At 71.4% G+C, this 24,141-nt stretch carries 21 protein-coding genes, 1 tRNA gene and 2 pseudogenes; 13 read left to right on the top strand and 11 right to left on the bottom strand.

Going from position 1 to position 24,141, the window contains the following annotated elements:
• Window positions 1-266: 266 nt before the first annotated feature.
• From LV78_RS39950 to LV78_RS39925, 6 genes are all read left to right on the top strand, one after another.
• The gene (locus LV78_RS39950) at window positions 267-1,127 is read left to right on the top strand and encodes a pentapeptide repeat-containing protein (RefSeq protein ID WP_253851423.1); all 861 of its coding nucleotides are present in this window, start codon (window positions 267-269) and stop codon (window positions 1,125-1,127) included.
• A 213-nt stretch (window positions 1,128-1,340) separates the two neighbouring features.
• Entirely contained in the window at window positions 1,341-1,499 is a 159-nt protein-coding gene (locus LV78_RS39945) for a hypothetical protein (protein ID WP_253851422.1), read from the top strand.
• On the top strand, window positions 1,496-2,320 hold the full coding sequence (locus LV78_RS39940; RefSeq protein ID WP_253851421.1) for a tyrosine-type recombinase/integrase: 825 nt from the start codon (window positions 1,496-1,498) through the stop codon (window positions 2,318-2,320). Before LV78_RS39945 ends, LV78_RS39940 begins: the two co-directional genes overlap by 4 nt.
• Window positions 2,236-2,628, top strand: coding sequence for a tyrosine-type recombinase/integrase (locus LV78_RS39935; RefSeq protein WP_253851443.1), 393 nt, complete (start codon window positions 2,236-2,238; stop codon window positions 2,626-2,628). The genes LV78_RS39940 and LV78_RS39935 overlap by 85 nt, the downstream gene beginning before the upstream one ends.
• Before the next feature lie 1,007 nt (window positions 2,629-3,635).
• Window positions 3,636-3,989: a hypothetical protein gene (locus LV78_RS39930; RefSeq protein WP_253851420.1), complete on the top strand. Its 354-nt coding sequence runs from the start codon at window positions 3,636-3,638 to the stop codon at window positions 3,987-3,989.
• Window positions 3,976-4,743 (top strand): DUF8548 family protein, encoded by a 768-nt coding sequence (locus LV78_RS39925; RefSeq protein WP_253851419.1) that lies wholly within the window; start codon window positions 3,976-3,978, stop codon window positions 4,741-4,743. Before LV78_RS39930 ends, LV78_RS39925 begins: the two co-directional genes overlap by 14 nt.
• Window positions 4,744-5,198: 455 nt before the next feature.
• Here the strand turns inward: LV78_RS39925 and LV78_RS39920 are convergent, their stop codons facing one another.
• Both LV78_RS39920 and LV78_RS42190 read right to left on the bottom strand, forming a co-directional pair.
• Window positions 5,199-5,348 (bottom strand): hypothetical protein, encoded by a 150-nt coding sequence (locus tag LV78_RS39920; RefSeq protein ID WP_253851418.1) that lies wholly within the window; start codon window positions 5,346-5,348, stop codon window positions 5,199-5,201.
• Between the two features lie 247 nt (window positions 5,349-5,595).
• Window positions 5,596-6,000 (bottom strand): annotated as a pseudogene (locus tag LV78_RS42190) (transposase); the annotation flags it as partial.
• Window positions 6,001-6,342: 342 nt separating this feature from the next.
• On the opposite strand from LV78_RS42190, the gene LV78_RS39910 reads away from it, so the two are divergent.
• Window positions 6,343-6,537: a hypothetical protein gene (locus LV78_RS39910; RefSeq protein ID WP_253851417.1), complete on the top strand. Its 195-nt coding sequence runs from the start codon at window positions 6,343-6,345 to the stop codon at window positions 6,535-6,537.
• Between the two features lie 364 nt (window positions 6,538-6,901).
• Window positions 6,902-8,032: a hypothetical protein gene (locus LV78_RS39905; protein WP_253851416.1), complete on the top strand. Its 1,131-nt coding sequence runs from the start codon at window positions 6,902-6,904 to the stop codon at window positions 8,030-8,032.
• A gap of 237 nt (window positions 8,033-8,269) precedes the next feature.
• On the opposite strand, the pseudogene LV78_RS39900 reads toward LV78_RS39905, so the two are convergent.
• The 4 genes and pseudogenes from LV78_RS39900 to LV78_RS39885 form a co-directional block, all read right to left on the bottom strand.
• Window positions 8,270-8,913: pseudogene (locus LV78_RS39900) on the bottom strand (transposase family protein).
• 124 nt (window positions 8,914-9,037) lie between these two features.
• The gene (locus LV78_RS39895) at window positions 9,038-10,111 is read right to left on the bottom strand and encodes a tyrosine-type recombinase/integrase (protein WP_253851415.1); all 1,074 of its coding nucleotides are present in this window, start codon (window positions 10,109-10,111) and stop codon (window positions 9,038-9,040) included.
• On the bottom strand, window positions 10,108-10,749 hold the full coding sequence (locus LV78_RS39890) for a hypothetical protein (protein ID WP_253851414.1): 642 nt from the start codon (window positions 10,747-10,749) through the stop codon (window positions 10,108-10,110). Before LV78_RS39890 ends, LV78_RS39895 begins: the two co-directional genes overlap by 4 nt.
• A 116-nt stretch (window positions 10,750-10,865) precedes the next feature.
• Window positions 10,866-10,948 (bottom strand) — tRNA-Leu (locus LV78_RS39885).
• Window positions 10,949-11,216: 268 nt separating this feature from the next.
• Here LV78_RS39885 and LV78_RS39880 point away from each other — a divergent pair.
• The 4 genes from LV78_RS39880 to LV78_RS39865 all read left to right on the top strand — a co-directional run bounded on the left by LV78_RS39880 (window position 11,217) and on the right by LV78_RS39865 (window position 16,421).
• Window positions 11,217-11,603 (top strand): hypothetical protein, encoded by a 387-nt coding sequence (locus LV78_RS39880; protein ID WP_253851413.1) that lies wholly within the window; start codon window positions 11,217-11,219, stop codon window positions 11,601-11,603.
• A 154-nt stretch (window positions 11,604-11,757) separates the two neighbouring features.
• Window positions 11,758-15,615, top strand: a complete 3,858-nt coding sequence (locus tag LV78_RS39875; RefSeq protein ID WP_253851412.1) for an RHS repeat-associated core domain-containing protein — start codon at window positions 11,758-11,760, stop codon at window positions 15,613-15,615.
• On the top strand, window positions 15,578-16,057 hold the full coding sequence (locus LV78_RS39870) for a hypothetical protein (protein ID WP_253851411.1): 480 nt from the start codon (window positions 15,578-15,580) through the stop codon (window positions 16,055-16,057). Before LV78_RS39875 ends, LV78_RS39870 begins: the two co-directional genes overlap by 38 nt.
• The gene (locus LV78_RS39865) at window positions 16,044-16,421 is read left to right on the top strand and encodes a hypothetical protein (RefSeq protein WP_253851410.1); all 378 of its coding nucleotides are present in this window, start codon (window positions 16,044-16,046) and stop codon (window positions 16,419-16,421) included. Before LV78_RS39870 ends, LV78_RS39865 begins: the two co-directional genes overlap by 14 nt.
• A 1,147-nt stretch (window positions 16,422-17,568) precedes the next feature.
• Here the strand turns inward: LV78_RS39865 and LV78_RS39860 are convergent.
• From LV78_RS39860 to LV78_RS39845, 4 genes are all read right to left on the bottom strand, one after another.
• Complete coding sequence (locus tag LV78_RS39860) at window positions 17,569-19,062, bottom strand: DHA2 family efflux MFS transporter permease subunit (protein ID WP_253851409.1); 1,494 nt, start codon at window positions 19,060-19,062, stop codon at window positions 17,569-17,571.
• A 193-nt stretch (window positions 19,063-19,255) separates the two neighbouring features.
• Window positions 19,256-19,480: a ferredoxin gene (locus LV78_RS39855; protein WP_253851442.1), complete on the bottom strand. Its 225-nt coding sequence runs from the start codon at window positions 19,478-19,480 to the stop codon at window positions 19,256-19,258.
• Window positions 19,480-20,721, bottom strand: coding sequence for a cytochrome P450 (locus LV78_RS39850; RefSeq protein WP_253851408.1), 1,242 nt, complete (start codon window positions 20,719-20,721; stop codon window positions 19,480-19,482). The genes LV78_RS39855 and LV78_RS39850 overlap by 1 nt, the downstream gene beginning before the upstream one ends.
• Before the next feature lie 28 nt (window positions 20,722-20,749).
• Window positions 20,750-21,991 (bottom strand): cytochrome P450, encoded by a 1,242-nt coding sequence (locus tag LV78_RS39845; RefSeq protein ID WP_253851407.1) that lies wholly within the window; start codon window positions 21,989-21,991, stop codon window positions 20,750-20,752.
• Between the two features lie 153 nt (window positions 21,992-22,144).
• On the opposite strand from LV78_RS39845, the gene LV78_RS39840 reads away from it, so the two are divergent.
• Window positions 22,145-23,027, top strand: a protein-coding gene (locus LV78_RS39840; RefSeq protein WP_372495060.1) for an IS5 family transposase whose coding sequence is annotated in 2 segments (ribosomal slippage) — window positions 22,145-22,483 and window positions 22,485-23,027 — 882 coding nt in all. Because the reading frame shifts where the segments join, the coding sequence is not laid out codon by codon here.
• Window positions 23,028-23,175: 148 nt separating this feature from the next.
• Here the strand turns inward: LV78_RS39840 and LV78_RS39835 are convergent.
• On the bottom strand, window positions 23,176-24,141 hold a 966-nt coding region (locus LV78_RS39835), incomplete at its 5' end, for an IS701 family transposase (protein WP_253848621.1).

Genomic DNA, 24,141 nt, shown 5'->3' with positions numbered 1-24,141 from the left:
GCGAGGGGCAGGACGGCCGCACGGTCGCGGCCACCACCCCGAACGGGTGAGCGCCGGGTGTTCCGCCACGGGCGGTGCCGGGGCGTGGGCAGGCTCTGGCCATGCCACACCTCCGTCACGTCCATAGCCTGCCCGGCCTCGCCGCGCCCCGCCCACGACGGGGAACCGGCGCGGCAAAGCCCGCCCACGCACCCCGGAAACCCAGTGGCGGTGTGCCCACCGCCACCGTTCCCGCCCAGAGGGGACGGGGTGGGGTCTGGACCACCGTGACCAGCATCGTCACCGCGCTCACCGCCGTTGCCGCACTGGTCTACACCAACCAGACGCTCCGGTTGACCGAGCAGGGGCAGTACACCGACCGCTCGGTCAAGGCCGTCGAGCAACTGGGCAAACAGGGCCCTGACCAGCTCTATGCCCGCCTGGGTGGGGTGAACTCCCTGCGCCTGCTGATGCGTGACTCCCCGGAGGAGCAACTCGGCGTCGTCAAGGTCCTGACCGCGTTCATCCGCAGTGCGGCCCCACGACCACCCGGCGGCACCTGCCCCGGCACCGAGCCCGCCGCAGATGTCCAAGGTGCGTTGGACGTACTGAACAGCCGTGATCGCGACCTGATCGAACCGCACGGGCGACCCGTGATCGACCTGTCAGGAACCTGTCTGCGTCGTGCCGACCTAAGTAACGCCGACCTGCGATCGGCAGCCTTGACCGGAGCGGACCTGTCCCAAGCGACTATGCGTGATGCGGACTTGTCCGGCGCGAACCTGCGTGCCGCCTTATTGCGCACAACCGACCTGGTCAGAGCCAATCTGACCGAGGTTTATCTGCGTGATGCGGATCTGACCGGTGTGAACCTGAGTGATGCGGCCCTGTTCAAGGCGACCTTGAGCGATGCGAAACTGGACGATGCTTACCTGACTGGTGCTGACCTGGCCGACGTGAGCCTGACCAGGGCGTACCTGGCTGGTGCCAACCTGCTCGGGGCGGACCTACGCAGGTCGTACCTGGATGAGGCAGACCTGACCGGGGTGGATCTACGCGGGGCTGACCTAACCGGGGCAGCCCACAACTCAGGCACTCGCGTCGACGGGGTGATCACCGACGAGAACACCTTCGGCACCTGGTGGTGACCGTCGTAGACGCGATCGTCCCGCCGCGCCGAAACCGAACGCTGCACCTGCTTTGGCTCGAGCGTGGGCACGAGTTGCTCGCCGAGCTGCGTGAGGGAGCCAGGGCACAGGAACTCCACATCGCCCGCGTCGCCGAGGAGAACCTGGCGATGGGCCTTCCCGTGCCCCCGCGCGGCCTGGAGATCCTGCGCAAGGTCCGCGCCGGCGGCCGCCGTGTCCCCGGACGCCGACGCCGTGTGGTCCGCCGCCGCCACCGCCACCACTGCGGCGGTGGCGGCGCACGGCGAGCAGGCCCCGGAACCGGTCGTCGCCGAGCGCGGCGACCTCGGGGACCTGGGTGAGGGCGTGGTCGGGAACGCGGGCGCGCGGTGAGCGGCGCCGGGCTGCAACCCGCCCAGACGGGGCGGGACGGGGAGGGGGAGCCGTCGTTGGAGCGGCGGCTGAACCTGTGGCTGGGCAAGTTCGCCAGCGCGCACTCGCGCCGCGCCTACGCCGACGCCCTGGGCATCCCCCACCACGCCCGCCACTGGCACCCCACCGACGAACGCGACCCCGCCGCGCGACCGCGCAGGCCGCTGCGGCGCGGCACCGCGTTCCTGCCCTGGTGCCACGCCCACGGCCTGGACCCGCTGCACCAGGTCGGCCTGGAGCAGATCCAGCGGTGGCTGGCCGACGTCGCCGCCTCGGGCCTGGCCAAACGCACCCGCGCCCAGATGCTCACCGTCGTCGCCGAGTTCTACACCGCCCTGCAACGCCAGGGCCTGCCCGTGGGCAACCCCGCCGCCCTGGTCGACACCCGCACCACCGGCCTGCGCGGCACCGCCGCCGACGACGACCAGGTCGACCTCGACGCCGACCAGGTCCGCCAACTCCTGCTCGCCGCCCGCCGCGGCACCGGACGCGGCCACGACCTCAACCGCGAACGCGACCTGGCCGCCCTGACCCTGCTCGCGGTCACCGGCGCCCGCGCCGCCGAGATCGTCGGACTGGACCTGGCCGACTACCGCCGCCCCGACCCCGCCGGGCCCGCGACCCTGGTGCTGCACGGCAAGGGCGCCAAGGCCCGCACCGCCACCCTCGAGCCCGCCGTCGCCGACGAGATCGACGCCTGGCTGCGCGTGCGCGCCCGCACCACCGGCGGGACCCTGCCCGCCCTGCCCGGCGCCGCCAGGGCGGGCGGCAACCGCTGCTGACCACCCGTACCGGAACCCGCCTGCACGTCAACCACCTGCAGGCCATCCTGCGCGCCGTCGCCGCCCGACCCGGCTGCCCGCTGCGCGGCATCGCTCACCGCCTGCACCCCCACGCCCTGCGTGGGGCGTTCATCACCATCGCCCTGGACGCGGGCGTGCCCATCGACCAGGTCCAGGCCGCCGCGGGCCACGCCCACATCTCCACCACCCAGGGCTACGACCACCGCCGCGGCCGACGCCGCACCAAGGCCTTCACTGTCGTCTCCGGCCTGGTCACCGACCACGTGGACGACGGCGGGGGACGGTAGACGACGACCCGACGCCGCAGGTCGACGTCCGACGAACTCGGGGCCGGGTCCGGAGTGCTGCGCGGACCCGGTGGGCGGGGCGGCCCCGATGCAGGTGATGTCGGCGACCGGCGTGCCCGCTGCTTCGTCCGCAAGGCCGCGTTCGGCGATCCGTGGGGTAGGTGCCTCGCGCGGCCGATCGACACCCCGGACCGCGTGGCTGGCCCCGACCGGTGTCACCGCGATCCCCGAGGAGAGCTGAGCGTCGTGGCCCGTCTTGCCGACGCGTCGACCGGCGAACACGAACACGGTTACGAACGGTGAGATCCATCTACACGCGCATGGTTATTCCCGAGTATTCGCGCTAGCGACTCGCGTGTGGTTAACTTGTTGGAGAGTTGTTGAGTCTGCGCAACGGCAAGACGTGAGGGCCGCACCGGAGTTAGCGCTCCACTGCGGCCCCCACGAGACGTCAGCTGTGGTCACTCCCAATCAAAGAACAGCCACAACCTGACGATTAACCCGATGACGCTGAAGACCGTCCGGGCCCGCCTTCGGCGGCCTGGGCGGTCCACGCGAACCGGCCTCTCCGCAGCCCTGTCAGCTGCGTCGCCCCGCCTACAGGCCGGCTGTGCCGTGCTCTCCTCGGGGTCCTGTGGTCCTCCGGGCATTCTTCTCACCATCCTCAATCGGCAGCCCAAGCGCCGGCGGCGCGAACAGTCGGCTGTCATCCAGGTGTGTGGTGGAGAATCCCCATCGGGTGTGCTCATCATCCACCTGATCCACCAATGCGCGCAATCCGGGGGTGTGCTGGGCGTGTCGATTAGACGGGAACCCCACGTATTCCAAACCGATGCGAAAGAAATCCCGCAGCCGTCGACTCCCTGAAGGAAGCCATGCAAGCCGTGCGAACCGGCGGCAGAGCAAGGGGAGCGCGAGGGGGCGATCAGGCCACCGACCACATCGGCACGCCGACCGCCGGCCCGTCGTCGGGCTCTCCCAAGTCCCGGCGGGGGCAGGATGGGCGGATGGACTTCGCGGAGTTGAGCACCGAGCGCCTGCACGAGGTCGCCGTCCACCTGGCCGCAGCCGAGGCCCTGCGCCGCACCCGGTATCGGGTCGAGGTGTTGACCGAGCCTCGCAGCAGGCTGCTGCTGGTGGGCGGGCGCCGGGTGCGGGTGTTCGCCCGCCGCACCGCCGAGCAGCGCCCGATGCGCCGTGGCACCGGCCAGGACACCTCCGACGCCCACGCCCTGGTGTTCGTCGACCTGTCCGGGGCGGTGCCGCGCTTCCATCTCACCGCCCCCGACGTCGCGGTCGGCCGGGTCGAGGAAGGGCTGGACGACTGGCCGCTGCTGGAGCGGCTCGATGCACGAGGCTGACCTCGACGCGCTCACCGGGCCCGCGCGCAGCCTGCAGGTGGTCGCGCGTGAGCGGCGGTGGACGCACCTGTCGCTGTGCGTGCTGGACGCGGTGTTCTCCATCGGCGCCCACTACAGCGGCGTCACGCGCGCCTGCCACGCCTACGCCGACCACACCGCCCTGCCCGACCGGCTGCTTCCCGTCGGCCGGGCCCGCGAGGTCGTGGGCACCGGGCTGGAGCAGCCCCTGGACGTCCTGCTCGACCTCGGCGAGCGGATCGGCCCCGACCGCCTGGCAGCCGAGGTCCTGGCCCACCGGGGCCGCACCAGCCCCCGCGGCGGGGTCCTCAAAGCCAAGGCCGCGCTCGGGTACGCCCGCGTCCTGACCGGCCACGGGGTGCTGCGCCTGGACGACGCCACCGCCCTGCTCACCGACGACAAGCAGTTCGAACTGGTGCGGGACGGGTTGGCGCGCGTCCCCGGTCACGGCGGCGGCGCGCGCCTGTCCTACCTGTGGATGCTCATCGGCGACGACCGGCGGGTCAAACCCGACCGGATGGTGCTCGGCTGGCTGACACACCACCTGAGCCGACCGGTGGACGCCGAGCAGGCCTACCGGCTGCTGGTCGCACTGGCCGACCGCGTGGGCTGCACCCCGTGGGAGTTGGACCACGCGATCTGGCGGCACCGCCCCACCGCTGCCCGATCCCGCCGGAAAGCGGCCTGCCGAGACGACGCCGGATCGCCGCCCACGCCACCGGGAACTGCCGGGTGAACCGCGGTGTCGGCCCTGGTCAGGGTGCCGGAGGAGTGTGACCGCGCGGCGCGGGTCCAGGCGTGGATGCGGGCGGTGCCGTCGGTGACGATCGGGAAACCGGTGTCGGCGGACACCGACACCAGGTGCGCCACCGCCATCGCCTGCGCGTCGCTCGCGAGTTCGGCGGGCTGGTCGGCGGCGGCCAGGGTGTCGGCGACGCCGTAGGCGCGCGCGGCGTCGACCGGGTCGAGCTCGGCCAGCGCCGGCAGCACCGCCACCGCCTCCTGCCCGCGTGGCCTGCGCACCCGCGCGTCGGTCAGGGTCTGCGCCAGCACCAGCGCGGGCACGATCAGCGCCTGGCCCTCGTGCACGGCCAGCCACACCGCCGCCTCGGCGCGCTCGTCACCACGGGCGAACCCGATCACGGCCGGGGTGACGAGCACCCAACCGTCGATGCCACCGCCCACCCGGTCTCAGCCGACCGCGCGCGAGGCGGGCGGCCCGTGCAGCACCGCGCGGCCCTGCTCGAGCACCTCCGGGGCGGGCGGGCCGCCCAGGTGCTCCTCCAGCAACGTCAACCGGGCCGCCCGCTGGGTGCGGTCGCGCCACAGGCGCAACCGCACCCGCCCGCGCATCCTGTCCGGCGCACGGCGCGGCGAACCCACCGGACTGCAGCGGCACCTGGGACGGCTCGGGCGCGGTCATGGCCTCCACAGCAGCCCCGACGAGCACCACCTGCCAGTACCCGGACACCCACCGTGTCCTCGGGATGCGAGTCTGCTCTGGGAGACCCGCACGGAGGCGCTAAGGGCGGGGCGAGGTGCCCTGCCGGCAGTGCGGCCTGAACGGGCGGGGCCGGTCAGGCCGCGTCGCCGACGTCCAATCGGTCACCGCGTGCACGCTCACCCCGACCTGGCAGTTTCACGGTCTTGCCCAACGCGCCGCAGTACATCCGGGCCGCGCCCGGCGAGGCGTCGCCGTCCTTGGGGAACGCGGTGTCGTCGACCACCCACGCGTCCGGGGCCACGAACCAGCCTGCCCACACCGCCAACCAACGCCGCACCTCCCGTGATACCAGGCCGAGGTGGTGACGAACTGCTGGAGCTGCTGATGGTCCACGCCGAGGCGCTCGGCCATGGGCTGCATCGACTTGCGCTTGCTGTCCATCAACAGCCTACGCAGATACAGCTCGCCCTTCGCCCTCTGGTCACGATGAGCGAACCCGCCGAACATCTCCGTGGCGAACCCCTCGATCACCGGGCGAACCCGATCAATCTCCTCCGGCCTCACCCGACAAGAAGATCACACCCCCAACATACCCCCACTCAACCTAACAAAGTCCTACTAGCGAGATGTGGTCTGCGCGGGTACGGCGTGGACGGACTGCTGGTGAGTAACGGTCGCGCCAACGCAGCGAACGCTGTGGACTCCGAGCGTCGTAGTCCTTTCACCAGGCCAGCCACCAGCCAAGGCGTCCCAGGCTCCGGCAGGGGCACCACACCGGCCTTCCGACGCCGAGGAGCTGCTCTGCCGGATCGTCGGCCAGGAGCGCGGCGACGGCGCGGCCGAACTGGTGGCACTGGGCGGCCACCTGCCTACGTCGCCGCCGCGATCGCCATGGCGCTGAATGTGCTGGGCGCGGTTCACCGCGACCGCGACCTTGACGTGGGCGCGCGGAAGTCGTTCGAGCAGGCGGGTGCGTTGGCGCGGCGCGTCGGGCTCCGGCTGGAACTCGCCACCGCGTTGGCTGGCCTGAGCTCTCCGGAAGCCGCTGACCACTTCCGCGAGATGGATGTGCGGCCGGTGGCCTGAGGTCGGTGCGGCACCTGCACGAAAACGGATTTCTTACCGCTGTGCGACGTGGGCCCCACCTGTGAACACTCTTCCCGGTGGTGGCGATGTCGTTTCTGGGAAGCGGGCCAAAGGGGGGCGCGATACCGGAGGTCGACCGGCGTAACGCACCACCGTCGGAGGCCGATGTCCCCATATAGCGAACAAGGATCTTATTCCCGCCCCGTCAGCCCAGTGGAGTTCGGTAGTGTCAGCACGGAAATCGAAGAAACGGACTGCCCCTCGGGTGGGCAGCGGCGCCAACGAGAAGAAGCCCGTCGCGGGACGACCGGAGCGGAAGTCCTTCTTACGACGGTACGGTGTCGCGATCACTACCATGGCCGGCTTGGTTCTGGCCGGCATCCCCATCTGGCCGACCTTCTACTCCGCCTACCTCGCCGAGGACGCGAACCGGGCCGCCCAGAGCGCGGACCTGTCGATCGTGCGCGTCGACCTGACGTCCACGGTCGAACTGACCGAGGAGACCCACTCGCCGATCAACACCGATGAGGTCACCGCAACGGGCAAGTTCAATGCGGCCGCCGCCAAGATCATCCTGCACAACGGGGGCGAGCAGGCGGAACTCGTCAAGGAGGTTCGCGTAACGGTAACGAAGGCGCGTCGCCCGGAGGGGTGCCACGGTGCCGGAGGGGCGATCACGTCCGTTCTGTACGACTTCATCCTGCCCGGTGACATCGACACGAGGACCTTCCCGCTGCGGTTGCCGTCGAAGAAGGTCGACTTCGAGGTCGAAGGTCAGGCGAACGACCGGCTCGCCGTCACCATCGGCGAGGAGTACATGGGGGAAGCCGGGTGGCCGTGGCTCATCTCGGCGTCGGTGGAGTTGGTCACGACGGCCGACCGAACGCTCAAGACCGACGAGTTCACCCTGATGGATTTCGACGCGGTGGACCGGGTCGTCGGTGTGGTGGACACAGGCCTGCGGCAGGGGCGGGACGCGACGGCGTGCATCCAGAGGAACATCAGGATGCTCGAAGAAGCGGTCGCGGCTCCTGGTGACTACTCGAAGTCCGTCGACACCCTGATCGGCAAGCTCGGGGAAATCGGTTATACGAAGGACTCCGCGCCGGTCACGTCGTCTCCGGCCTCTTCCGGCAGCGTCCTGGTGCCCCCAGGTTCGGGAAGGTGGGTGGCGCAACTCGGTTCCTACCCCGAATCCGCCGTGACCGACGAGCAGATGAACGATGTGACGGCAAATCTCGAACGGAAATTCGGGGCGGACATCAGCAGGGTGCGGAGTTCCGATTACGGCTCGCTCAACCCAGGCTACTGGTTTCTTTTTTACGGTGGCACGGAATTCAAGGACGGACATGAGGCGCTCGTCTTCTGCTCAGAGCGGGGGATCGCCGACGAGAACCTCTGCGTCGGGAGGTATCTCAGCAGGAGTCAGGGTGACGGCAAGCTGATCTGCAGACCTTCCAGCCCGCAAGGTTCGCCCGACTGCACCCGACCGTAGCGTCTGATGGCCGCACCGGGCCGGTCGATGCCAACCCGACCGTGAAGCGGTTGAGGGTGTGCCGCTTGCCGAGCGTGCAGCGTCTCCGACCAGGCCGGGTCGACCAGACTAGTGAAGAATAACCTCAAGTGGTGCGGATTCGACGCCGCCTCCTGTAGGACTGTCCGATCACGTCATCCATATGCTGCGGTACGTGGGTAACGAGAAGACTGTGGAACTACTGAGCCGTTTCCAACTTCATCCGGTGTTGAGGTGAAGGGCGAGGACCGTTCGGGTCAGGTTGGTAATGCGGGTGGTGGGGCAGCGGAGTCGGCTCAGTGACCGCCAGGCTTTGAGGATCGATACGGCTCGTTCGCCCAAGGCGCGGATGCGGGCGTGCGGGCGGTTGACCGCTTGTTGGCCGGGTGAGAGGTTGTGCCGTTTGCTGCGGTAGGGCACCCGGACCGGTCTACCCGCTCCTCGATGTGCCTTGCCCGCCCGGCACGGGATGTCCGCTGCGGCCAAGGCGTGGACGATGCCGTGGCTGCGGGCCGCAGTCAGGGGCGATGCGGTCGGTCCAGAGCAGGGTGCCGTCGAGGATCACGTGGGCCTTGCGCGCGGGCGACCCGCGTCGCCTCGGCGAGGTCGGGTGCCGGTGCGGCCGGGAGTCGGACGGCTTCGTGGATGTGGCGACGGACGGTGGCCGGGCCGGTGTCGAATCCGGCGGCCGGGCGGGTGTGGGTGTCGCCGCGACGCAGACGGGCCAGGACCGGCAGTGCTTGGCGTCCGGGGGCGAGTGTGCGTCACCTGCTGCCGATCCGTCGTCGGTGTGCGGTCAGCTCCCAGGCAAGGAAGCGCAGGTGTGAACTGGACAGGTCAATCGCTGATGGGCGGACAAGCACACGACGCTCCTGGCGATGGCCTTGCTCTTGGTCGAGAAGTCATCTACCGGGAGCTTCGCCACGTCTCCAGCCCACCCCCACGTGGTCTGGGGTGGCGGTGAACACCGTCGCCCCAGACCACACCTCACCCGTTGCCGCTGTCGAACAGCCCGGTCGGCGTGCCGAGAGCCAGCGGGTGCGGCTCGCCGGTCAGCACGGACAGCGCGGTGGCGACCTCCTCCAGGTCGGCTTTCGTGTAGACCGCGATCGCGCCGGGCTTGGCGTCGCCGCTGGAGCGGTGACCGGCGTAGGCGCGGGCCACCGCCTCGCCGAAGTTGCGCTCCACCCATTTCAGGGTGGTGTGCCGCAACCAGTGCGTGGAGATGTTCTGCGTGCGCACCGGCTCGACGTGCTCGCGCAGCCGGTCCCACAGCCCGTCGTAGCGCCGGTAGGTCAACGGCTTGCCGTTGTGGTAGCGCAGCACCTTGCTGGTCGGCTCACGCGCCCCGCGATGGTAGGCATGATCCACCAGATGCGTCATCAGCGTCGGCGACACCGGCTGCCACCGGCTCTGCTCCCCCTTCTCGTGCAACAGCACCAGGCACTGCTCCTGGTCCAGGCCGTCGAGCTCCAATGCCAACGCCCCGCCGCGGCGGGCGGCGGTCTCGACGTGGAACCGGATCAACAGCGCGTCCAGCGCCGGATCGTCCCCCGTGGCGGAGGCCGCCTCGGTGACCGCCTCCAGCACCGTGTTGTTCAACCCCCGCCGCGTGGGGATCGCCCGCTTGGGCTTGTTCACCTTCCGCGTCGGATCCTGACCGACCGCGATCAGCCCGTCGTCGACGGCGAACCTGTACAGGCACCGGGTGGCGCTGAACATGTGCTCGGCCGCGCTGTGCCCACCGCGCCAGTTGCGCCGCCGCACCGCCGTCTGCCGGATGTGCCCGAACAACCACGTCAGATCCGAGGCGGGCAACTCGTCCAACCGGCGCTCGGGCCACAGCGCCACCAACCTGTTCCAGTACGTGCTGTACAGCTTGCGCGTGCCCTCGCCCACCAACCCCGACACCACCGGCACCCACTCGGCGAACGTGGGCGCCTCCCGCGGCGGCGCGGCCGGCTGCGAGGCCACCAACGCCTCCGGCGACACCCCCAACAGCGCCAGCACCTGACGCGCCTTCTCCAACTCCTCCGCACTCGGCCCGGCCCGGTCCGTCACGACGCACCACCCACCGCACCGTCACCGGACCCGTCGACCTGTATCCGTGCCGGACCTGGACCGGTTGCGGCGTCCTCGGCGTCGAACGGCCGCGACGCCGTCACCACCTGACGTGGATCGGGGAGGGCCTTGTCCAGCACCGCCAGGCTGTGGATCACCATCGCCGCGCGCTCGGGCACCGCGACCAGCAGCACCGGATCACCGGTCCCGAACGACCACCAGCGCCGCACCGTCAGCGGAATCTGGATCAACCCGCGCCTGCTCAGCGCGAACACACCCTCGGGGTTGCGCTGGAGCACCAGCGAGGACCCGTGCAACCGGATGTCCAGCCGCTCCCGCGGAACCCACCGCAACAGCGCCAACAACGGCCGGTTGGCCAACCGGCCGCGGTCGTCGAAGCGCGCCAGGGCGTAACGCGGCCGGTCCCGCACACTCAACGGCCCCAGCTCCCGAACCGAAGGCGCGGGCGTGCGCCGCTTGTCCAGAATCCGACGCTGCGGAGAAGGTGGTGATGATTTCCCGGCCTCGGCCGACGCGGCCTTGTCGGTCGGTACGCCGGAAACACCGCCTGGATTTCCAGAACGATTCCGACGGGAATTAGTGCCCGGTAGAAGACCGGCGATGACCTTGTCAGTCACGACCACCACCGCCTGGGGCGGTAGAGGCCGTGCCGACCACTTGAACACCCGACCGGCAATAGCGATCGGATACCTGAACTGGCGTTATTTGGACGGGGATGCAACACACGATCTTGTGTCCGAGGGGGGACTTGAACCCCCACCCCCTTTCGGGGACTAGCACCTCAAGCTAGCGCGTCTGCCATTCCGCCACCCGGACTCGGCTCTCGCCGTGGTGTGTGCATAGATTACATGACCACCTCTCCCGGACAAAATCAGGGGGCTGGCGGGCGGGTTTGCCCAGTTCACGGCCTTGTTGTTCCGGGTGGGCGGGGTGGTGCAGGAATGGGCGGGTGAGGGAGCGGGGGCGGGGGCTTTCACCCGGATGGGTGGGGTTGGGGGTGGTGGTGGGAACCGGGGGTGGGGTGGGTGCGTCAGGGAGGTGACCGTGACCACAACCTGGGGGATTAGTCGTGCCGGATGACCTGGTGGCTGCACCGCAGGACGACACGTCGGCGGTGACCGGGATCGGGATCGCCGAGTCTTCGGTGGACCTGGCGAACGGGATCGCGGACGGGAACTGGGTCGAGGCCGGGCTCGGGGGTGTCGGGGTCGGGTTGGAAGTGCTGTCGGTGGTGATCGATCCCGTCGGCACGGTGGCCTCGTACGGGGTGGGGTGGCTGATGGAGCACGTGCAGCCGCTCAAGGAGGCCTTGGACTGGTTGGCGGGGGATCCGCCGGTTATTCGGTCGTTCAGCGAGACGTGGGGCAACGTCGCTGCCGAGGTCAGGGCGGTGGCGGAGGAGTTGGGGCGGCAGGACGCTGCTGGGTGGCGGGGGGGAGGCCGCTCAGGCGTTTCGGAGGGTGAACGGTGAGACCGCTGATGCGATTGCCGGGGCGGGGGTGCTTGCCGAGGGCATTGGCATTGGTGTGATGGTCATGGGGGAGGTCGTGGCCGCTGTTCGTGAGTTGGTGCGGGATCTGGTCGCTGAGTTGGTCGGGCGGCTGATTTCCTGGGCGCTTGAGGCTGTGGCCACGTTGGGGTTGGCCACGCCGGTGATCGTCGCGCAGGCGACCACGGCGATTTCGCGGATGTGCTCGCGGATCGCGGATCTGGTGCGCAAGCTGGTGAAGACGATCTCGAACGTGGCGCCGCGCATTCGGGCTGTGGTGGACAAGCTCGGTGAGATCATGCGGAAGTTGGGGCGGCTCGGGCGTCGAGGGGACGTGCCTGGTGGGCCGGACGCGCCCAGCGTCCCTGTCGCCCACGGGGGTGATGGGGTTACCTCGCCGTCCGGCAGTACCTCGCCCTCGGGCACTACCGCGCCGTCGGGCACCACCTCGCCCTCCGGCACGACAACGCCCTCCGGCGCCACCTCGCCGTCCGACACGCCCGACGCGACGCCGGACACCTCGGCGGGTAATCCGAGCAGCAGCCCGGCGAACTCCGGCACCAAGCCCTCGGACAGCTCACCGCCCCCGAACGACCCCGAGGCCGCCTCCTGCTCCGCCGACCGGCCGTTCTGCGCCGACGACCCCATCGACGTCGCCACCGGGGACGTCGTCCTCTCGCAGACCGACGTCGTCCTCCCCGGCCTCCTCCCGCTCCTGATCACCCGCCACCACCAGTCCCGCTACCGCTCCGGCGCCCTCTTCGGCCCCTCCTGGTCCTCCACCCTCGACCAGCACGTCTCCGTCGGCCCCACCCACGTCTGGCTGGCCACCGAGGACGGCAGGCTGCTGCGGTACGCCAAGCCGGCGAGCGCCGAGCCCGTCCTGCCCGACTTCGGGCCCCGGCTCGCCCTGCGCCGCGACGGCGACTCCTACCTCGTCGACGACCCCCGGCGCGGCACCACCGCCGAGTTCCGGGCGGTCGGGGGCGCGGCCCGGTTGCCGCTGGTCGCGGTGCGGCGGCACGCGGGGGGTGAGCTGGCCGTCGAGCACGACGCCCGAGGGCTGCCCACGCGCGTGCGCCACTCGGGCGGGTACGAGGTCGCCGTCGACACGGACAACGGGCGGATCACCGGGCTGCACCTGGTCTCTGCGGCCCAACCGGTCACCCTCACGCGCTACGCCTACGACGAGACCGACCAGCTCGCCGAGGTCGTCAACTCCTCCGGCCTGCCCCTGCGCCTCACCCACGACGCCGACGGCCGCCTCACCTCGTGGACCGACCGCAACGGCGTCTGGTACCGCTACGTCTACGACGACCGTGGCCGCGCCGTCACCACCATCGGGTCCTCCGGCGCCCTCAACGGCACGTTCCGCTACCAGGACCGCCGCACCACCCACACCGACACCCTCGGCCACACCACCACCTACGACCTGGACGAGCGCGGTCGCGTGGTCCGGGTGACCAACCCGCTCGGCGCGGTCACCACCCGCGAGTGGGGAGAGCGGGAGCAGCTGCTCGCCGTCACCGACCCGCTCGGGCGCACCACCCGCTACGCGCACGACGACGACGGCAACGTCACCACCGTCACCCGCCCCGACGGCAGCACCCTCACCGCCGCCTACACCACCGGCGGACGCGACACCCGCGTCACCGACCCGGCGGGCGGGACCTGGCTGCGCGACCACGACGCGCTCGGCAACCTGATCGCCGAGACCGACCCCACCGGCGCGACCACCCGCTTCGCCTACGACGAGCGCGGCCACCTCGCCGCCACCACCAACCCGCTGGGCGCGGTCACCCGCTACCGCACCGACGCCGCCGGGCTGATCACCGAGCTGACCGACCCGCTCGGCGCCACCACCCGCTTCGAGCGCGACGCCTTCGGCCGCGTCACCGCCGAGACCGACCCGCTCGGCGGCGTCACCCGCACCACCTGGACCGTCGAGGGCCGGATCACCTCGCGGACCCGGCCCGCAGGCGGCGTGGAGCGGTGGGTTCACGACGGCGAGGGCAACGTCGTCGAGCACGTCGACGAGCTCGGCCAGGTCACCCGGACCCGCTACACCCACTTCGACCTGCCCTCCGCCCGCACCGCCCCCGACGGGACCACCACCACCTACGCCTACGACACCGAGCTGCGCCTGACCGAGGTCGTCGGACCGCACGGGCTGTCCTGGCGGTTCGAGCGCGACGCGGCGGGCGAGGTGGTGCGCGAGACCGACTTCGACGGCCGCGTCACCCGCTACGCCCACGACGCCGCCGGAAGGCTCGCCGCCCGCGTCAACGGCCTCGGCGAGACGATCACCTACGACCGCGACGTGCACGGCGGCATCGTCGCCAAGCACACCCCGAGCGGCACCTCCGAGTTCGACCGCGACCCGTGCGGGCGCGTCGTGCGCGCGGCCGGGCCCGACGCCGAGGTGCTGCTGGAGCGCGACGCCAGGGGACGGGTCGTCGCGGAGACCTGCGCGGGGCGCACCACCCGCTCCGAGTACGACGCGGCGGGCAGGCGGGTGCGCCGGACCACGGCGGGCGGCGTCGCCACCGGCTGGGACTACGACGCGGCGGGCAACCCGGTGGCGCTGCGCGCGGACGGCGCCGCCCTCACCTTCCGCCACGACGCGCTCGGCAGGCAGGTGCGCCGCGAGCTGGGCCGCCTGAGCGTCCTGCGGTCCTACTCGCCCGACAGCAGGCTCACCGACCAGCTCGTCACCGCGGGCGCCCCGCTGTCCCGGCGCGGCTGGCGGCACCGGGCGGACGGCAACGTCGACGGCGTGCTCGACCCCTCGGGCGGTCGGGCGCTGACCCTGGACCGGCGCGGTCGGGTGCTGGCCGTGCGCGGGCCCGGCTGGGACGAGCGCTACGAGTACGACGCGGTCGGCAACATCACCGACGCCTCGCCGTCGGGGCCCGACGACCCGACCGCCGGGCCGCGCGCGCACGAGGCCAACCGGCTGCGCGCCGCAGGACGCACCACCTACGACCACGACGCGCAGGGCCGCGTCGTGCGCCGCCGGACCCGCACCCTGTCCGGCGCGGTGCTGGTGTGGACGTTCGGCTGGGACGCGGAGGACCGGCTCACCACGGCGTCCACCCCGGACGGCGGCAGGTGGCGGTACCACTACGACCCGATGGGCAGGCGCGTGGCCAAGGAGCGCCTCGACCCGCGGGGGCGCCCGGTCGAGCGGGTCGACTTCAGCTGGGACGGCACGCTCCTGGCCGAGCACACCGGCAGCGACGGGACCAGCAGCGCCTGGGAGTACGAGCCGGGCACCACCACCCCGGTCGCCCAGCTCGACCGGGCCGGGCTCGACCGGCGCTTCTACGCCGTCGTCGCCGACCTCGTCGGCACCCCGACCGAGCTGGTCGACGCGGACGGCGCGGTCGTCTGGCGGCGCACCGCCACCCTGTGGGGCCGCACGCTCGCCCAGTCCGGCCCGGCGTCGTGCCCGCTCCGGTTCCCCGGCCAGTACCACGACGCGGAGACCGGCTGGCACTACAACCACCTGCGCCACTACGACCCGGACACCGGCCGCTACGCCTCGCAGGACCCGCTGGGCCTGATCCCGTCGATCAACCCCGGCGCGTACGTGCCGAACCCGATCCGGTTCATCGACCCGCTGGGCCTGCAGGGCTGCGGCGTCAGCGGGGACGAGGCCAAGCAGCAGGCGCTGGCGGACGCCGGGGTGCCGCCGGGGTCCGAGCCGCTGGAGAGCAGGGTGACGCCGTCCACCACGCCCGGCGGCAGGCAGGTCATGCAGGACCACCAGCCGGTGTTCTTCCCGGAGGAGGTGTACCTCAACAACCGGGACGAGCTGATCGTCTTCCAGGACCACCACACCGGTCACCAGTTCGGCGAGGGCGGGGTCGGGGACCAGCCGCCGCACGTGCACGTCCGCCCCTACGACAACCCCCGCAACGGGCAGGTCCCCGGAGCCGAGGAGCATTACTACTATGACCCCAGCCTGGGCCGACCGACTCCTGCCGGCTGACGCCGCGCTCCTGGCCCGCTGCTTCCCCGACGGGCGCGCGGACCTCGGCGGTTCGCTGCTGCGCGCGCTGCGGCTGGACCGGGTCGGGCCCGCGTGCTCGCTGCGGCTGGACCTGCCGGGGGACGGGCCGGAGTCCACGCAGGCGCACCTGGGGATGCTCGCGGTCGCGGACGTGGAGCTGGCGGGGGGCGCGCTGCCGCAGCGGGTCGACGTGGAGATCACCGACCGGCCGGGCCACCGGGTCGCGGTCGTGGTCACCGGGGCGTCGCTGCGGCTGACCCTGACCTGCGCCGAGGTGCTGCGCTTCGGCCGGGTCAGCGCGCACGACACCCCGCCCGGCGCGGTCGACGACGGGCCGCACCGGTTCGTCGGCAAGCTGGACCAGCGGCTGCACCGGGTGGTGCCGGGACCGGAGGACGAGAACTACCATGCCCGCTTCTGACGCCTTCCCCGGCGACCTCGACGCGCTGCACTGGGACGAGCGCGGCGATGCCGTCACCGCGACCTTCGAGGCCGAGCTGGACGACGCGGGGCGCGCGGACTGGGGCGCGGAGGCCGCGCACACCAGGGTCCGCTACCACGTGCGCTTCGCCGGGGTGGCCGACCTGCGCGCGGCGGGCTGGGACCACCGGCTCCCGCTGCGGCTCGCGGTGGTCGCGGACGGCGAGCGGGGCGCGGACGGCGAGCAGGTCCCGGACGGCGGGCGGGTCGTGGTCGAGGTGAGCGGCGAGGGCACGGACGTGCGCTTCACCTCGGCCCCGCCCGAGCACGTCGCCTACCGGACGTTCACCGCCGCGGCGCCCTGACCTGCCGCGCGCTGCCGGGGGTGCCGCACGTCGCGGTGTTCCGGGGGCGGACGCCGCTCGATCGGCCAGCCACGACCGGCCGGAAGCTGTTCACCCTGATCCACCCGGCGGACTCCCCCTCCCCGGTCGCCGCCACCTCCGCCAACGAGTTCCGCGAGCACCTGGGCGCTCCGGCGCCCGGCGCCGGGGGGCCGAGCAGCGGGTATCGAGAACCGCGACCTCCTCCCCACCGCGTGGACCTGGGCCGGTGACGCCGCGCCCGCCGTCGGCGACGAGAGCAGCCCGGTCGACGTCCGCACCCGCCTGGTCGCCGTGCGGGACGCGGGCTGGAAGGGCGCTGGTGGGCCGACGGGGAACTGCGCCGGGGACCGGTTCGCGGAGTCCCTGGACGCGCAGGCGGACGACGCCGCCGCCCACGGCGTGCGGGGTCGCGCTGGAACCGACGCCGATGTCGAACGCGCGCACCGTCGAGGAGGCGTTCCGGCTGATCAGGGAGATCGGCACCCCCGTCGCCGGTCTCGTCGTCGGCACCCTGTGGGACGGCGCCGTCGGCCGCCGCCGCATGCCCGGCGACGGGGCGCTGGGCACCGCCGCGTTCATCGCCGCCCTGCACGACGCCGGGTGGCGCGGGCACTGGGGAGTGGGGATCATCTCCGCCGAACTGCGCGGCAAGCCCGTCGAGGAGGGCGTGCGGGAGGTGTTCGGCAACCCCGCCGCCGCCATCGACGTGGCCGGGCACGTCCCCCGTTCACCCTCCCCGCTCGCCGCTGACCGGGTTCCGCGCGAGGCCCGTCGCGCACCGCCGTCGGATCAGCGCCCGGCGCGCACCGCCCGCACCGGGTCGGTCGCCGCGTCCTCCCAGCGCGGGAAGTCGAAGGCGAACCCCGCCTCCAGCGGGCGGGGCGGGGGAGGCCACGTTGACCGGGCCGTCCAGGTCGTCCCCGGACAGACCGCAGGTGGGCGGTGGGGTGGCGCTCAGCCAACGCGGGGGAGCCCGGAGCCGGAGTCCGGGCTGGTCCCCTCGGGCACGCGGGCCTGGGGGAGCGCGCCACCTCGTCCTCGGTCGCCCATCGGAACCGCACCGCGCAGTTCGTCGCGACCCCGTCCGGGTTCTGGAGGATGGCGGACCGCGCAACCCCCCTGGCTGTCAGAGGGCCGCTTCTCCGCGATCGGCCCCTGGCTTCGGGCTGGTCAGGAACGACCCCAGCACGACCACCACCGAGAGCGCCGCGGCGACCTTGAACGCCGTCTGCACCCCTGGAACGTCCGGTGTCCCGCCGGTGGTGGCCGACGACAGGGTCACCACGGTCACGAACAGCGCCGTGCCCGCCGCGCCTGCGACCTGCTGGATCGTTGTCAGGATCGCGCTGCCGTGGGAGTACAGGTCCGCGGGCAGGTTGGCCAGCGAGTCGGTCATCAGCGACGTGAACATCGCGGACAGGGCGGCCATGAGCGCGGTGTAGAGGAGCACCACCTCCCAGATCGGGGTTCCGGCGTCCAGGGTCGACATCGTCCACAGCACCGCGCTCAGCAAGACCGCGCCGGACACGACCAGGTGCGGGGCGCCGTAGCGGTCGTACGCGCGCCCGATGACCGGGCCCAGGACGCCCATCAACAGGCCTCCCGGCAGGAGGATCAGCCCGGCTGCGAACGCGCTGCGCTCCAGCACGTTCTGGATGTACAGCGGCAGCAGGATGATCACGCCGAACAGCGACATGAAACCGATCATGATCAGCGTCACCGCCACCGTGAAGCGCCGATCCGCGAACGGGCGCAGGTCCAGCAGCGCTCGGCCCTCGCGTCGCAGGTGCAGCTGGCGGGCGACGAACGCGGCCATCGACGCCGCTCCGACGCCCAGCGGCACCCACGGCGACACCCCGCCGCCCGCGCCGTGCGCCCTCTCCCCGATCAGCGACAGCCCGAACACCAGTCCGGCGAACGCCACCGCGGACAGCGGCACGGACAGCACGTCAAGGCGCACCGGGCCGCCGCGCTCGTCGCGCAGCCGCAGCCGGGCGGCGCCCACCGCGAGCGCGCCCAGCGCGATCGGCAGCACGAGCCAGAACAGCCAGCGCCAGCCCAGGGTCGAGAGGACCACGCCCGCCAGCGTCGGGCCGACGGCGGGCGCCACCGCGATCACGATCGTGAGCGTGCCCATGGTCCGACCTCGGCGCTCGACCGGGACCAGGGACAGGATCGTGGTCATCAGCAGCGGTGTCATCACCGCCGTCCCGCTCGCCTGCACCACACGCGCTGCCAGCAGCACGCCGAAGTCCGGCGCGAGCGCCGCCAGCAGCGTCCCGACTGAGAACAGGCCCATCGCCGTCAGGTAGACCGCCCGCGCAAGGAAGCGGCGCAGCAGGAAGCCGGTGGTCGGAATGATCACCGCCATGGTCAGCAGGAAACCGCTGGTCAGCCATTGAGCGGTACTCGTGGACACCTGCAGTTGGACGATCAGCGCCGGTAACGCGACGCTCATGATCGTCTCGTTCAGGGTCATCACGAACACCGAGCTGGCCAGCAGCCAGATCACCAGCCCGGCATCGGCCACCGGCCGGGGCGGCGCACCCGTTCCCGCCCCCGAGGACCCACCGCCCTGGCTCGACGTGTCGGACGTGTCGCTCTTCGACCCCATGGTCATCCCATCTCTTGTCCACCCCGCACGGCCGCTCCTCAGGCCGCTGCTCACCCGGCGAGCGAGGTGCGCGTGGTCCACCGGACGTCCGAGGACTCGTCCTCGGACGTCCGCTTGTAGTGCTCGTGCCGCCGCGACGGGGCGCCACGTGGACGCGGTCACCCCGGTCGAGCGCCCCCGTGCCGCGCGGATCGGGACTTCAGGCGCTCGTGGCGCCCAGGACGATCGTGCGCGCCGGGCACAGGTCCGCCGCCTGGCGGACCGAGTCGTGCAGGTTCTCGGCGGGACGGTCCTGGAGCACCACGACCAGGCCGTCGTCGTCCTGGTCGAACACCTCGGGGCTGATCATGGCGCACTGACCCGCGCCCACGCAGCGGACGCTGTCGGTGGTGACGTGCACCAGGGTGCTCCCCTCGTCGCCCATCACCAGGTGACGGGAAGTTCGTGGACCCCGTAGACCATCGTGTCGTCCTTGTAGCGCAGCTGGTCGGCGGGCACGGCCAGCTTCAGCCCCTGGATCCGCTGGAGCAGCGTCCCGTAGACGACTTCCAGCTCCACGCGGGCGAGGTTGGCGCCGATACACTGGTGGATGCCGAAACCGAAGGCCAGGTGACTGCGCGCCTCCTTGCGGCGGAGGTCGATCGTGCCGGGATCGGGGAACACCGACGCGTCGTGGTTCGCGGCGCCGTTCAGCGCCAGGACGCCGTCGCCCGCCGGGATGCTCACGCCGCCGATCTCGATGTCCTCCAGCGCGACCCTGGCGGTGCCGGAGTCGGAGATCGAGAACGTGCGCAGCAGCTCCTCGATCGCGCCGGGCAGCAGCGCCGGGTCGGCGCGCAGCTCCTCGGACAACCCCGGTTGGTCCAGCAGCGCCAGCACGCCCAGGGAGATCATGTTCGCCGTCGTCTCATGCCCGCCCACGAGCATCAGCCGGGCCATCGTGACCACGTCGAGGTGGTCGGCGACCTGCTCCACCCGGTTCTTCTCCAGGAACCGGCTGATCAGGTCGTCGCCCGGCTCCTTCCCCTTGGCGGTGACCAACCCGTCGAGGTAGGCGTCCAACGCCTGCACGGCCGCGCCGTACTCGGCCGGGCTCAGCTCGTGGTTCATCATGGCCGCCGACCACTCCTCGAACTGCGCGTGATCGGCGTAGGGCACGCCGAGCAGCTCGCAGATCACCAGTGACGGCACCGGCAGCGCGAGCGCCGTGACCAGGTCCGAGGGGCCGCCTGCCGCGAGCATCGCGTCGATCCGCTCGTCCACGATCTGCTGGATGCGCGGGCGCATCTCGCGGACCCGCCGGGCGGTGAACTCGGGGATCAGCATCCGGCGCTGCGCGGTGTGGTCCGGCGGGTCCATCGACAGCATCATCGGCCGCGCCTGCGCCAGCAGCTCCGGCGGGATGTGGAACTGGTGCGGGTAACCGGGCAGCTTGAGGTTCGAGCTGACGCGAGGGTCGCCGAGGATCTGCTTGACGTCGGCGTGCCGGGTGATCAACCACGCGGGTCGTCCGGTGACCTTCACCGTCGCCTGCGAGACGGGTTGGCGCTCCCGCAGGTCCGAGTAGGCGGACGGCTCCTTGAACGGGCACTCGCGACGCATCGGGAACTGCGGCAGGCCCGGATCGGCGTCGACCGCGCCGGGAGACTGGAGCGATTCGGTCATCATTGCCTCTCGGAAGGCGTGGGCGATCTCAGCAGTGGACGGGCAGCTCGTAGACGCCGTAGACGATGGCGTCGTCCTTGAAGCGCAGTTCTTCCACCGGCACGGCGAGGCGCAGTTCCGGCACGCGGCGCAGCAGCGTCGAGTACACGATCTCCAGCTCCATGCGGGCGAGGTTCTGCCCGACGCACTGGTGCACCCCGTAGCCGAAGGCGACGTGGCTGCGCGCTTCGCGCCGCACGTCCAGCCGGTCGGGGTCCTCGAAGACGTTCGCGTCGCGGTTCGCGGCGTGGTTGAGCGGCAGGATGCCCTCACCCGCGCGGATGGTGACCCCGCCCAGCTCGATGTCCTCCATCGCCACGCGCGCGGTGCCCGCGTCGGAGATGGAGAAGTACCGCAGCAGCTCCTCCACCGCGCCCGTCATCAGCTCCGGCTCCGCGCGCAGCGCGGCGAGCTGGTCGGGGTGCCGCTGCAGGGCGATGACGCCGAGGGCGATCATGTTGGCCGTCGTCTCGTGCCCGGTGATCAGCATGACCTTGGCCATGCTGGACAGCTCGGAGTGCGTGACCGACGGGGTCTCCCGGTTGAACGCGATCAGCCTGCTGATCATGTCGTCGCCCGGCTCCGACTCCTTCATCGTGACCAGCTCGTCGACGTAGCGGTCCAGCTCGTAGTGCGCGCGGCCCCGCTCCTCCTCGCTCAGCTCGTGACTCATGATCGCCCACGCCCAGGCCTCGAAGCGGCCGTGGTCGGCGTAGGGCACCCCGAGCAGTTCGCAGATCACCAGCGAGGGCACCGGCAGCGCGAGCACGGACACCAGGTCCACCGGGCCGTCGCCCGCCTTGGCCAGCAGCTCGCTCACCCGTTCGTCGACGATCTCCTGCACGCGGTTGCGCAGCTGGCGCATCCTGCGCACGCTGAACTCCGGCGTGAGCATCCGCCGCTGCACGGAGTGCTCCGGCGGGTCCAGCGACAGGAAGGTGTGCGGGACCTGCTGGAGGATCTCGTCGGGCACCGGGACCTGGAGCGGATAGCCGGGCAGCTTGAGGTTCGAGCTGACCCTGGAGTCCGACAGCAGCTTCTTGTACAGGTCGTGCCGAGTCACCAGCCAGGTGTGCTTGCCGTTGACCTTCAGCTTCGCCTTGGAGACGGGTTCGTTCTCGCGCAGCCGCGCGTACTCGGGGGATGGGCTGAACGGACAGGCCCTGGGCAGCGGGAAGTCCGGTGGATCGGTGTCGCCGACCGGTGCTGAGGGGGACTCTGGGGTAGCCATGGGATGTCCTCGTCACTAGTGGAGACGGGCGGGATGGCAGCGGTGCACGCCGTTGTTCGCAACGTAGGGAGCGCAGGAGAGCGCTCCCACCCCTAACCGCCCCTAGGGCGTGTCCTCAAAGCTGGTGGTGGTGATCTGCTTTGATCTCAAGTCGTGGCACGTAGGCACGAGTTGACCGACGATCAGTGGCATGTGATCGAGCCGTTGCTGCCCGTTCCGGGTAGCAGGGGGCGGCCTCGGGTGGACGACCGCAGGGTGATCAACGGGATGCTGTTCAAGGCCAGGACCGGTATCGCCTGGCGTGACCTGCCCGAACGCCACGGACCGTGGAAGACCGTCCACAACCGGTTCTGGCGCTGGTCGCACAACGGCACCCTGACCACGTTGGCGGCGGGGGTGCGGGTGATCGCCGAGGCGATCGACGAGCTGGACCGGGAGGTCTCGGTCGACTCCAGCATCGTGCGCGCCCACCAGCACGCCGCAGGAGCCCGCCACACGAGCGCGTCCCACACGGGGGGCGGTCGGGACGCACGTCGGGCACATCGAGCCAGCTGATCATGCCATCGGCCACTCCCGCGGTGGGCCCACCACCAAGATCCACCTCGCCTGCGACGGCCATGGCCGACCACTCTCGATCGTCCTGACCGGTGGCAACGTCAACGACTGCACCATGTTCGAGCAGGTCATGGCCGGCATCCGTTTCGGCCGCCCCGGACCGGGACGACCCGGTACGCGGCCGAGTCGGGTGATCGCGGACAAGGGTTACTCCACCCGCACGATCCGCGCCCACCTCCGCCGACGCCGCATCCCGACCACGATCCCCGAACGCCGTGATCAGCAGGCCAACCGACGGCGGCGCGGCCATGCCGGCGGACGCCCACCGGTCTTCGAGCACACCGCCTACCGGCGGCGCAACGTCGTGGAGCGCTGCTTCAACCGACTCAAGCAGTTCCGCGCCATCGCCACCCGCTACGACAAGACCGCCCTGTCCTACCGGGGTATGCTCGGCCTGGCCACCCTTACGCTCTGGCTTTGAGGACACGCCCTAGTAGGGCTTTGTTAGGTGCTGTTGACCTGCGGTTTCTGTGCTGTGGATGTGGCCCGGACGGGTTGTCCGCAGGTGTGGCAGACACCGGTCCAGGCCGCGAGTAATGCCTGAAGTTCGCGCAGGACGGCGTAGAGGGTCAGACCTGCGCAGGGACTTTTGGGGTGCGGCGCAGCTTCGTGCAGATCGCCTGGGCGACGGAGGCGAGGGTGACGTGGCGGTGCCAGCCCAGCCAGGAGCGGCCCTCGAAATGGTCCAGGCCGAGGCCGTCTTTGAGTTCGCGGTAGTCGTGTTCGATGCGCCAGCGGATCTTGGCGATCCTGACCATGTCGCGCAGCCGGATGTCGGTGGGCAGGGTCGAGAGCCAGTAGTCGGTGGGTTCGGGTTCGCCGGTGGGCCATTCGGCCAGCAGCCAGCACTCGGGCAGGCTGCCGTCGGGATGGCGCGGGATGTTGCGGTTGGCCGGGCGCACCCGCAACGCCAGGAAGCGCGAGCGCATGGTCGCGGTCGGATTGCCGGCGCTCCTGCGGGAGCCGTGGCGCCAGAGGACGAACCGCCCCGCCGAACGCCCGGCCGCCGTCACGAGGGTCTTGGCGGTAACGGGCTTGTCCGGGTAGGTCGTCTTCGTCGGTGGACGGCCGGTGCCCGACCAGGTCGGCGGGACCGGGACCGAGGAGGCCGGGTGCAGGCTGGTGGAGGCCGAGACCGCCAGCGCGTAGGTCAGGCCGCGGTCGGTCAACCCCTGACGGAAGGCGGTGTTGTCGCCGTAGGCGGCGTCGGCCACCACCGGCCGCCGGGGCATGCCCCAGCCCAGCAGTTCGTCGATCATGTCCAGGGCCAGGCGCCACTTCTCCCGGTGCCGCCGGTCGTCCGGGATCGCGCAACGGGCCCGCTTCCGGACGATCTGCGCGGCTGTCGACTCGTCGTCGGTTTTGCGGTCGTCCCAGGACTCGGGCAGGAACAGCCGCCAGTCCACCGCCGCGGAGGTCCAGTCGGTGACCGCGTGCACGCTGACTCCGACCTGGCAGTTGCCCCGCTTGCCCAACGCTCCGCAGTACATCCGCGCCACTCCGGGCGAGGAGGTGCCGTCCTTGGGGAAGCCGGT

Source organism: Actinosynnema pretiosum, from assembly GCF_024171695.1.
Classification (GTDB): domain Bacteria; phylum Actinomycetota; class Actinomycetes; order Mycobacteriales; family Pseudonocardiaceae; genus Actinosynnema; species Actinosynnema pretiosum.
This window is presented reverse-complemented; position numbering and strand designations above follow the sequence as displayed.